Origin of the sequence: Ligilactobacillus salitolerans (assembly GCF_003864415.1) — a bacterium.
GTDB lineage: Bacteria > Bacillota > Bacilli > Lactobacillales > Lactobacillaceae > Ligilactobacillus > Ligilactobacillus salitolerans.
Map to the genome: position 1 here is coordinate 1 of NZ_BFFP01000043.1, position 11,187 is coordinate 11,187.

Below are 11,187 nucleotides of genomic sequence, written 5' to 3' on the forward strand. Positions count from 1 at the left end.
CGCAAGGAGCAGAGGCGCAAGCTTTGATCATTGATTGCGACAAAAATAATAATTTAGAGTATTACCTGGGATTGCCCCAAGTTGCTTTAAAACGTGATAAATGGAGTTATGACGGTAAATTCATTCTTAAGCTGTTGAGACAGCCCCAGAGGCTCTCAGAACCACACGTGGGAGTAACAGTTGGCAAGGTCGAATTCAACGGTAAGAGATACATGGTATAAAGCCTTTGTTTTGGGGGGGCTTGAGAGCTCTCAAGCCCCACCCCCCCAAACAAAGAGAAGAAAAGGAGTCTAAAACAAGTTAAATTATCTGGATAAGGATACAAGCAAGAAGTTAGAAGTAAATTTTTTAATTCACAATTACTTTGCCAGAATTCTTGGGAAATTGAGCGAAAGAAAGTGACCAACTAAAAACGGCCACTTACAATTATCTGTATAAGATGACTGCTGAGGTAAACTATGTTATACTTCGGTTGTGAAGAAAAGGGACTATGTGCTGGCATAGTCCCTCATACAGACCGCTTCAAAGGCGGTGGCATAATTACAAACTACTATTGAATAGTCGCCCTATAACCATGCCAAAGTTATAGTGGGGCGGCTTTTTTATTTGCCCTTTTTATTGGACAAAACAGCCACTAATATGCCAAATGCGATCATTAGCGACAGCGCTTCAAATACGCTCAACTGGCTGTACAACCTTTCTGCAGTTTCTTCCATGTTCCCATAGACATCATCTCATAAGGGAAAAAACAGCCACCGCCCTTAAAACTTCCTGCTAAATAATTATATCATAGCTTGCTATTAGAATGAGAACGATAACATGTGTTGGACTACTTAGCGCAGAATTTGTCAACCTGGTTTGCTATAATAAGTTAAATCACAGAGAAGGGTGAAATTAGGAGAGAAGCAGTGTTAGCGGAACCTGGTCTGATGAGGCTGTCTTAGCGTTGTGGTAATAGACTGGGACTGGCAGAACTTTCCTTTTCACCGAACTCGACTAAGAATAGAACGGAGGAACAAGATGGACTTTAATCAAAAAGAATTTTTCAAACAGATCAAGGATGTTGCTCTAACCCAAGAGCAAAAAGACAAATACTGGAAAATGTTGGATGAAGATTTTCTGGCGACTTTTCGGGATGTCATGAAGTATTCACCAGTCCTAACTAAAAATGCTCCCTACAAGCGGACTTTCAAGGAGCGGCCGTTTACGGATGACAAATATAATGCATATTACGTTAAAACTAAAATTGAACATGCTGCCACTGGACCTTTACTCGGAAAAAAAGTGGCGGTCAAGGATAATATTACGATCGCTGACGTGCCGATGCAGATCGGGACTAAGCTGCTGGATGGTTACCAGCCAAAAGAAGACGCAACTGTGATCAAACGCCTGCTTAATGCTGGGGCTGAAATTAACGGTAAGGCAGTCAGTGAAAATCTTTTCGTTGCCGGCAGCAGCTTTTCGGCGGATACTGGGTTAGTTCAAAATCCACTTTTGCCAGGATATTCCGCCGGAGGATCATCTAGCGGTTCGGCAGCTTTGGTAGCCGGCAATGAGGTCGATTTTGCCTTAGGGTGTGACCAGACCGGTTCGATCCGGATCCCAGCTTCGTGGTGCGGAATCTATGGTTTCAAGCCTTCACGTGGAGTCGTTCCATATACTGGTATCGCATCTGTTGATCAGCTGCTTGATTATGTGGGTCCAATGTCAAAGACGATGGATAACATTATTCTAGCGATGGACGTACTCGCAGGTCCGGATGGTTTGGATAGTCGCCAAAAGGAGATGAAACAGACTTTTCATTTTGCAGCAGACATGAATACTGATCTGCGGGGCAAAAAAATTGCGCTGGTCAAAGAAGGATTCGGACTGCGCCGGTCAGAAAAAGTGGTCGATGAAACTGTACGAGAAAATATCTTAGCTTTTGAAAAGCTCGGTGCTGAAGTCCAAGAAATTTCGCTCCCGGATTTTGAGATGGGTCGAACAGTTGTCGATACATTAAATTCGCTAGCAACATATCGGCAGCTGATCAAAACGGGCGGAGCAAGCTTGGGCAGTGAAAATTACTATCCGGTCGATTTAAGCGAGGCTTTAAATGAACAGCTCGTACCAGAAAATTATGCGCAGTTGCCGCCGATCGTTCAGGTTATCTTGTATAGCGGGATGTTGGCCGACCACTCTGCGACCGATTATTATGGACGGGCGCAAAATCTGCTTTTAAGTTTGAAGCAGTCCTTTGCACAAGTCATGCAGAAGTTTGATATTCTTGCGCTGCCAAGCACGCCGTTTACGGCTACCAAGCTGCCTGATCTCGAAGGTTCATTGGAAGAGCTGGTGACCGGCTCGATGGGAATGGATGCTAACTTAGGTGTTTTCAATGCTTTAGGCTATCCAGCGATTTCCATCCCATGTAAGTTCAGCGATTATCATAAACCGATCGGGATGCAGCTGGTTGGTGCATTTGGCGCCGATCAAACGGTTTTGAACTTTGCTCAAGCATACGAGGACATGTAAAAAAGCACTGACCATCAGGGGTCAGTGCTTTGACAAAGATGAAATTATTTTATGCTTTCTTTGAGCTGCTCTGTTTGTGATAATTCAGGGAACCAGAGCTTGATCTCATTTTCTGCATTTTGCGGGTTATCAGAACTATGAACAACGTTGCGTAAGATTCCATCGTCAAACATCCGGCCAAAGTCGCCGCGGATCGTCCCTGGGGCAGCCTGGTTGGGACTAGTGTCACCCGCGAGCACATGGATCCCTTTGATGATCCTTGAGCCGCTGGCGATGATCGCCACGATCGGGCCTTCCAGCATGTAAGTTTCGATCTCTGAAAAATAAGGTTTATTGACTTTGTCCACGTAGTGCTTTTTTAGCAGTTCTGGTGTGGCCATCGTCAATTTGAGACCGTCGATCGAGTAGCCTTTGTTTTCGATGCGGGTAATTATTTGTCCGATATGGTGTGCTTTAACACCATCGGGTTTAATGAGGATCAATGTTCTTTCTTCAGTCATGTTCTCTGACCTCCATGGATTATTATTTTGGTAGATAATGCCAAATTTTTGATTAATCTGATAATAAGCAATTTTGGCTAAAAAAGAAAGAAAAATGGTAGTCTTTACACAAGAAAGAGTGAAAATAAATGAAACCACAGCAAAATATTGTCGCGGCCGTCTTGCTTTCCGGCGACCAGATCTTGACCGGTCAGCGTCAGGCTAACCGTGTTGGGGGCGGAAAGTACGAATTCCCGGGCGGCAAGATCGAGGCGGGAGAGTCGGCACGCCAGGCTTTAAAACGCGAAATTTACGAAGAATTAGGCGACGAGGTCGTCTTGGGACCGCAATTGTTAGTTCCGGCTGATTATGAATATAGTTATGCTCAGATCCATATTGAATTCTTTTATGGCCGCCTGCAAAGCCAGAATTTAAAACACGTCGCCCACACGGAGTTTCGTTGGGGCACGCCGCAAGAATTGGCGGGCTTAGATTGGCTGCCGGCAAGCCGGCCGGTGCTAGATTTGTTAATGCAGCAAGATTTGAGGAAGATAGAATTTGATGAATGAAAATCATGATTTATCCCAAGCTATCCTGCATGGATTGCTTGACCAGCAGCGCTACAGCAGCAATGAAATGCTGGCACCTAAATTGCTGGTAAATACAGCACAAGAAACCATTTGGGAACATCTGCTGGATGAATTTGAAACCTGCTTGACCTTTAGTATTGCAGTGGCTTTTATCACCCGCGATATGCTGACACCGTTTAAAGCAGTTTTAAGTGAACTTGCGTCTAAAGGGGTCCACGGGTCTTTACTGACTTCAGATTATCTTGGATTCAACGAGCCGGAAATGTTTGCGGAGTTGTTAAAGATCCCTAATTTGACTGTTAAGGTCTCTCAAAATGCAGGCTTCCATGTTAAAGGCTACATCTTTGAGCAAGAAAATGAGAAAACCTTGATCATCGGGAGCGCTAATTTAACGCGTTCGGCAATGCTGAAAAACTATGAATGGAATTTACGCTTGACTGCCAGTCAGCAGGGCGCACTGGTTCAGCAAGTTGAAGAGCAATTTGCCCTTCAGTGGGGTCAAGCTGTTAGTCTGACACCTAAGTGGCTGGAAAACTATCAGGAAAATTATGTCCGACGCCCGCAAACATTTTCTCAAGCTGGCGGCAAACAAAAGATCACTCCCAATCAGATGCAAAGGGAGGCTCTGGCTAGACTGGATAAAATTCGCCAAAAGGGAGCTCGACGTGCTTTGCTGATCTCGGCGACAGGTACGGGCAAAACCTACTTAGGCGCTTTTGATGTCCAAGCTTTTGCGCCCAAACGTTTCTTGTTCGTAGTACACCGTGAACAGATCCTAGAAGCAGCCCGTGCTTCATTTTTTCGGGTGCTGGGCGGACGGCAGGAAGATTATGGAATCTTGTCTGGACGTTCCAAGCAAACGAATGCCAAGTATGTTTTTGCGACAGTCCAAACGCTGAGTAAGGCATCAGTTATGCAGCAGTTTGCGCCGGATGAATTTGAATATCTGCTGATCGATGAAGCGCACCGGAGCGGGGCGGCCAGTTATCTGCGGATCCTTGAATATTTCACCCCGCGTTTTGTTTTAGGCATGACAGCGACGCCGGAGCGAACTGATGATTTTGATGTTTTCGAATTGTTTGACCATAACCTGGCCTATGAGATCCGTTTGCAGCAAGCACTGGAAGAAAAAATGCTGACACCTTTCCATTATGTGGGCGTCACAGACTACGAATATGCTGGCAAAATGATCGACGAGACGACCAGTCTGAGCCGTTTAGTCGCCAATGAACGAGTCGATCATGTTTTAGCGCAGATCAATTACTATACGGATACGAATCAAACACCGCATGGCTTGATTTTTTGCAGTCGCCAAGATGAGGCCCAGGAATTGGCGCAATTGCTCACTGAGCGTCAGCACCCTAGCCGCGCTTTGACTAATGAGCAAAGTATCGCTCAGCGCGACCAGGCGGTCAAGGACTTAGAAAACGGGCGGTTGGAATATCTAGTGACTGTTAATATTTTCAATGAAGGCATTGACATTCCCTGTGTTGATCAAGTTATTTTATTGCGTAATACTCAGTCGAGCATCGTTTTTATTCAACAATTAGGGCGAGGTCTGCGCAAATATCCAGGAAAAGAATACGTAACGGTGATCGATTTTATTGGTAATTATAAAAACAACTATTTGATCCCCATGGCACTTCATGATGATCGATCGAAAAACAAGGATAATGCTAAACGGGAACTCGCTTTTAAACCGATTCTTGGTTTGTCGACGATCAATTTCAGTCCAATTGCTAAGCAGCGAATTTTTGCAGCGTTAGATCAGGTCAAACTCGACAGTTTACATCAATTAAAACAAGCCTACTATGAGCTAAAGCAAAGATTAGGCAGAGTTCCACTGCTTTGCGACTATCTCGAGCAAGGAACGCTTTCTCCGCAGGTCTTTTTCAATAATAAACGGCTGCCGCATTACGGTGCATTTCTGGGCAAAGTCAAAGAAAAGATCAACTTGACTCAATATCAAGCCCAGCTGCTAAGTTTTGTCAGTCAGGAACTCGCCCCCGGTAAACGCCCGCATGAATTATTGCTGTTGCAGTTATTGCTCAAAGAAGAACAGGTTTCTGAACAAGATCTGATCAGTGTGTTTAAAGAACATAACTGCTATTACAATGAAGAATTGTTCAATTCACTGGACTTGATTTTAAGTCTGCAATTTTTCGCGATCAAAGCAGGCAAAAAGCTCAAATCTCAAGAGTATGGGGGACTTCCGCTAGTTGAACATGACGGCTTTTATTATCGCTTAGCGCCAGATTTTAAAGCTGCGCTGCAGGCGGGGAAAGATTTTAAGCGACTGTTGGACGATGCAATCGAATGCGGCCTGCAACTGAACAAAGAATACGATAGTCAGCAGCAATTTACTCTTTATCAGCGCTATTCAAGAAAGGACGTCTGCCGTTTACTGAATTGGTCCAAAGACTTGAGTGCCCCGATGTACGGCTATTGGGTCGGTGAAAAGGAATGCCCAATTTTTATTACTTATCATAAGGATAAAAAGGCGGTCCGCAGTAAAGATTACCGGAACAGCTTTGCTGATAATTCTGCGATCAAATGGTATTCGCGCAGTCCGCGGACTTTGGAGTCGGCTGAGATCAAACGATTATTGGCACGTGATGGGCAGGGAAGGCAGATTTTAAAGCTCCATCTCTTCGCTAAACGCAGTGACGCGGAGGGTCAAGGCTACACCTACTTAGGTTTGGCGGATATTGCGCCTGACAGTGTCCAAGAAACACAGTTGGCTGGTGCAAATGGCAGACCTAAAAAAGTTGTGCAGATGGAGTTGAAGTTTAGAAAGCCGCTGCCGTATCAGCAACTCAAGTTTCTGACCGAGACTCAGGACGTAAATGACGGAAGATAAACTGTCTGGAGTTGATGAAGTTGCTTGAAAAGCGAAAACTTTCAGACGGAATTTGAAAATAGTTAATGTTTTTTATGAGGAAAATCTAAGAAAGCTTGCAAACGCAAGGCTTTTTTTGTACATTAGAAAACAATATAAAAAAGTGGATCAAGGAACAAAACTACAGTCTCGCACCGTTAGTCTTGTTCCTGCTGCTGATCCGTAGTTATGCTGCAGAAACAAAGGCGGGGGTTTTTGTTTCACAAAAAAGAAAAAAGGAGCGTTTTTGATGTCTAATTGGGAGACAAAGTTTGCCAAAAAAGGGCTAACTTTTGATGATGTGTTATTAGTTCCAGCTGAAAGCCATGTTTTACCAAATGAAGTGGATCTGGGTATTCAGCTTGCACCAAATATCAAATTGAATATTCCAGTCATTAGTGCAGGGATGGATACAGTCACTGAATCGCAGATGGCTATTGCGATGGCCAGACAAGGCGGAATGGGTGTGATCCATAAAAATATGACGATTGAAGCCCAGGCAGACGCAGTTCGTAAAGTTAAACGCTCTGAAAGCGGAGTGATCATCGATCCGTTTTTCCTGACACCGCAAGATTCAGTTGCCAAGGCAGAAGAATTGATGAACCGTTACCGGATCAGCGGTGTTCCGATCGTTGAAACGATGGCAAACAGACAATTTTGCGGGATCATCACTAACCGTGACATTCGCTTTGTCAATGATACAAGCGTAGAGATCGATCAGGTCATGACCAAGGAAAATTTAGTGACAGCAACCGAAGGAACTTCCTTGACCGAAGCAGAAAAAATCTTGCAGCAAAATAAGATCGAAAAACTGCCGATCGTTGATAAAAATGGTCGTTTGTCCGGCTTGATCACTATCAAAGACATCGAAAAAGTTGTTGAATATCCTAACTCTGCTAAAGATGAACACGGGCGTTTATTAGTGGCAGCGGCAGTCGGCGTGACTAGTGATACTTTCGAACGCGCAGAAGCTTTGTTGCAAGCCGGAGCAGATGCACTGGTGATCGATACGGCTCACGGACACTCAGCTGGAGTGCTGCGTAAAATTGCTGAAATTCGTGCCAAATTCCCGGCCGCAACTTTGATTGCCGGAAACGTGGCAACCGGTGAAGCGACTAAGGCTTTGTTTGAAGCAGGGGTCGACGTTGTCAAGGTAGGGATCGGACCAGGTTCGATCTGTACTACCCGGATCGTCGCTGGGGTCGGTGTTCCTCAGATCACAGCTATTTACGATTCTGCAGCAGTGGCACGTCAATACGGCAAGAAAATCATCGCTGATGGCGGGATCAAGTACTCCGGTGATATTGTCAAGGCCCTAGCTGCTGGCGGAAATGCAGTGATGCTGGGTTCAATGTTAGCCGGAACTGATGAAGCCCCTGGCGAAACTGAAATTTATCAAGGACGTCGCTTTAAAACCTATCGCGGGATGGGCAGCTTAAGTGCGATGGATTCATCACACGGCTCGGCCGACCGTTACTTCCAAGGCGGGGTCAATGAGGCCAATAAGCTGGTTCCGGAAGGCATAGAAGGCCGTGTTGCATATAAAGGCTCAGTCGGTGATGTGGTTTACCAGATGATGGGCGGCTTGCGTTCCGGAATGGGCTATGTTGGCGCAGCTGATATTGAAGGCTTAAATAATGATGCACAATTTGTTCAAATTACTGGCGCAGGTTTGATCGAATCGCATCCGCATGATGTCCAGATCACCAAGGAAGCACCAAATTACTCCAGAAATTAGCACAAAGCAAGAGGTACGAGCAAGCTCGCACATTAAGTAAACAGCGAATTACACAAAAAAATACCGTTCACTACAGGATCAACTGTGGCGAACGGTTTTTTTGCAAGGTTTTAAAGTTTATTTTTCTTCTTCTGTTTCTGCAGCAGCTTCATCATCTTCGGTTGTTTCGGCTTTTTCCGGAGCAACTGCGTCACGAATGTCGGTTAAAAGTTGAATTTGCGGGTCAACCACAGCTTCGATCTCTTTTTGAGGCATTAGTTTATTGACGAATTTGACGATCAAGAAAACAACAAAGGCAATGATCAGGAAGGTGATGATTGAATTAATAAATGTCCCAAACTTAAATGTAGCGTCGCCAACCTTAAAGACCCAATCAGAAAAATCAATGCCGCCGATGAAGATCCCGATCAAAGGATTGATCAGATTTTCAACTAAAGAGTTGACGATAGATGTGAAAGCACCACCAATGATAACACCGACTGCTAAGTCTAAAACATTGCCTCGGGCAATGAAGTCCTTAAATTCTTTTAACATACAAAATGCACCCCTTTAATATTATGTATGTAACTATTATAAACAGTAAAATTTTGTAGGTGAAACAATATGCTTATATTTTTTCAGTATTATGTGGGGCTAATTAATTCAACTGGTGATTTTTGGTTTTGTTTTGGCGAAGAATGTCTTACAATAGTAAGTGAAGTATTTAACAATGTATTTATAGAAGGGAAGTCATCATTTGAGTATTCAAGAAGCAATTTATGCTAGACAGGCAACACGGAGCTTCACGACTGAAGCTGTTCCGGAGGAAAAACTGCAGAAGATCATTATTGCTGGCCAAGCTGCACCAGTCGGCATGGGTCAGTATGAGAACTATCATTTTACGACGATCACTTCAGCCGCTGCAATTGCTAAGATCGAGGCCGCTGGCAGTGGCCATCCCTACTATGGAGCACCGGCAGTTGTGATCATTTCTATTAAAAATAACGGACCAATGGAGCAAGTGTCTGCGGGAGCGATGGTTGAAAACATGGCTCTTTTAGCAACAGAGCAAGATTTGGCTAGCTGTGTGGTTGCTGGGGCCTTGCAGCCTTTGCTCAAGGATGAAAAGCTGGCCAGTGAAATTAAGATCCCAGCTGGTTTTGTACCTTGTATTTCTTTGGCTGTCGGCTACCCTAAAGAGCATTTAAAACCAGCGGCAAGCAATCGCCATGAAGTTGCTTCTGACGATATTAATTAACTTTTCCTGACGTCCAGTCTAGCAGACTTAAAAAACTAGGTTAGATATTTCTTGAAAAGCGACAGATCAATTTGCAGAATTTTTGCAAGTTGATCTATTTTTTTGACGAAATTTAGTTAAATATCTTTTACGCTTTACTCTAAAAAAATCAAGTTCTACCCTATGCCAGCAAGGATAAACCGGATAATTTTACATTGTTACAAAAAGATTGCAGTCTGGCGTAAATCAAATTTTTAAAGTGGAAAATTGAATTTTTTCCGCCGAGTAAAAACTTTTTCCAATATTTTTCAAAAAAGTTTTGAAATAATGATTGCTGAAATACTGAAATTTGTTACATAGAAAACGGGGGCTGTCAGGAGCTTTTGTGTAGGGGATAAACGTATTTTGAACAATCTATTTTCTTAAGATAATATTACATTATATTACAAAAGCAGCAATAAATTACAAAACTAACGGGATATCGTAAACTTAGTGTTGCTTTAATGTAACACTAACTTCATATACTAGTCAGCGTCGGTTCACGAGCGGAACTAAGTTTTAGTAAGTAAAGCGAGTTAGTCAGATGAATGATCTGAGACTTGCTGGGTCTCTTCAAGGATGGAGATCAATAGACAATACACACAGGAGTGAAACATTTTTTTATGAATTTAAAGCAAACATTACTCACAGTCACAGCAGCTGCCGGTTTATTCGGTTTTTCAACAGTTGCAGCTAACGCTGATACGATCACAGTTAAAGCTGGCGATACTATTTCAGGCATTGCCGCAGCTCACAAGACTTCAATCAACGCAATCAAGGCTGCTAACTCTTTGAGCAACGTTAACTTGATCTTCCCAGGTCAAAAGCTGGAAATTAATGGTACGACTAATGCAGCTCAAACCAATGTTCAAGTGCCTGCTAAGCAAGCTGCTCGCCCTGTTGTTGCGCAAGCAAAAGTACAACAGACACGCCAAGCTGCACCTGCTAAGACTGTATCAGTTCAGACACCAGCTGCAAGCACAACTTCCTATACATCTACAACTACAGTTTCAGGTTCTGAAGCAAGTGCTAAGAATTTCATTAGTACTCAAGAATCTGGCAACTCATACAGCGCAAGCAATGGTCGTTTCATCGGCAAGTATCAATTAGATGCATCATACTTGAACGGCGATTACTCTGCTGCTAACCAGGAAAAAGTTGCTCAGCAATATGTATCTAGCCGTTATGGCTCATGGGCTAATGCTGCTAGCTTCTGGAAACAAAATGGCTGGTATTAAAATATAACAATAATAAGTAAAAATCTCATACTGTAAAGTGTGGGATTTTTTTATTTTAAAAAAAATTTCTAAAAAAGAAAGGTAAGAGTTTAAATTTTGAGAGAATCGCATATAATATAAGTTGCAATAATAGTTAGGACAGTGGGTGGAAAAAGTGCGCTTATCAATAATATTGATCATTTTACTGCTGTGTCTGGTCGGTCTTTTAATGATCATCAGCTCACTAAATATGAAAGAAAAGGACGCAATGGCAGTCAGACTGTTATTCTTAATTCTTGGGATAATTTGTATTATAGTTGGAGTGTATGTTTTGTTTAATGTATATTTGCCGCAAAATTAATTTAGCCGCTCACAGTGGTCTTATTTTGGGGCGAAATAGGTTATAATTAGAAGAAAAGTTGTTACGAGGAGAAAATCAGATGAACGCACACGGAGACAAAAAGCCTATGGATCCACAATTTGCCGAATTTCTCGGTAAACAATTCAACCTTTTTC

10 protein-coding genes are annotated in these 11,187 nt (G+C 43.2%); 7 read left to right on the top strand and 3 right to left on the bottom strand.

The genetic code is table 11. The annotated features are described in order from the left end of the window. On the top strand, nucleotides 1-221 hold a 221-nt coding region (locus LFYK43_RS12620), incomplete at its 5' end, for a hypothetical protein (RefSeq protein ID WP_158609237.1). A gap of 381 nt (nucleotides 222-602) precedes the next feature. Here the strand turns inward: LFYK43_RS12620 and LFYK43_RS13115 are convergent. Beyond that, nucleotides 603-716, bottom strand: coding sequence for a putative holin-like toxin (locus tag LFYK43_RS13115; protein WP_369692915.1), 114 nt, complete (start codon nucleotides 714-716; stop codon nucleotides 603-605). Between the two features lie 304 nt (nucleotides 717-1,020). Here LFYK43_RS13115 and LFYK43_RS10430 point away from each other — a divergent pair, with 304 nt between their 5' ends. Then, on the top strand, nucleotides 1,021-2,514 hold the full coding sequence (locus LFYK43_RS10430; RefSeq protein WP_124978047.1) for an amidase family protein: 1,494 nt from the start codon (nucleotides 1,021-1,023) through the stop codon (nucleotides 2,512-2,514). Nucleotides 2,515-2,558: 44 nt separating this feature from the next. On the opposite strand, the gene ndk is transcribed toward LFYK43_RS10430, so the two are convergent. Next, nucleotides 2,559-3,014, bottom strand: coding sequence for a nucleoside-diphosphate kinase (gene ndk / locus LFYK43_RS10435; protein WP_124978049.1), 456 nt, complete (start codon nucleotides 3,012-3,014; stop codon nucleotides 2,559-2,561). 128 nt (nucleotides 3,015-3,142) lie between these two features. Between ndk and LFYK43_RS10440 the strand changes: the two genes are divergently transcribed. The 3 genes from LFYK43_RS10440 (at nucleotide 3,143) to guaB (ending at nucleotide 8,199) form a co-directional block, all read left to right on the top strand. Further along, nucleotides 3,143-3,562, top strand: a complete 420-nt coding sequence (locus tag LFYK43_RS10440; RefSeq protein ID WP_124978051.1) for a (deoxy)nucleoside triphosphate pyrophosphohydrolase — start codon at nucleotides 3,143-3,145, stop codon at nucleotides 3,560-3,562. Next, the gene (locus LFYK43_RS10445; RefSeq protein ID WP_124978053.1) at nucleotides 3,555-6,443 is read left to right on the top strand and encodes a DUF3427 domain-containing protein; all 2,889 of its coding nucleotides are present in this window, start codon (nucleotides 3,555-3,557) and stop codon (nucleotides 6,441-6,443) included. Before LFYK43_RS10440 ends, LFYK43_RS10445 begins: the two co-directional genes overlap by 8 nt. A gap of 268 nt (nucleotides 6,444-6,711) precedes the next feature. Next, complete coding sequence (gene guaB / locus LFYK43_RS10450) at nucleotides 6,712-8,199, top strand: IMP dehydrogenase (protein ID WP_124978055.1); 1,488 nt, start codon at nucleotides 6,712-6,714, stop codon at nucleotides 8,197-8,199. A 117-nt stretch (nucleotides 8,200-8,316) separates the two neighbouring features. Here guaB and mscL read toward each other — a convergent pair whose 3' ends face one another. Next, nucleotides 8,317-8,733 (bottom strand): large-conductance mechanosensitive channel protein MscL, encoded by a 417-nt coding sequence (mscL, locus tag LFYK43_RS10455; protein ID WP_124978057.1) that lies wholly within the window; start codon nucleotides 8,731-8,733, stop codon nucleotides 8,317-8,319. A gap of 202 nt (nucleotides 8,734-8,935) precedes the next feature. Here mscL and LFYK43_RS10460 point away from each other — a divergent pair, with 202 nt between their 5' ends. Then, nucleotides 8,936-9,436 (top strand): nitroreductase family protein, encoded by a 501-nt coding sequence (locus LFYK43_RS10460; RefSeq protein ID WP_124978059.1) that lies wholly within the window; start codon nucleotides 8,936-8,938, stop codon nucleotides 9,434-9,436. 641 nt (nucleotides 9,437-10,077) lie between these two features. Further along, the gene (gene apf / locus LFYK43_RS10465) at nucleotides 10,078-10,692 is read left to right on the top strand and encodes an aggregation-promoting factor (RefSeq protein WP_124978061.1); all 615 of its coding nucleotides are present in this window, start codon (nucleotides 10,078-10,080) and stop codon (nucleotides 10,690-10,692) included. Nucleotides 10,693-11,187 lie beyond the last annotated feature (495 nt).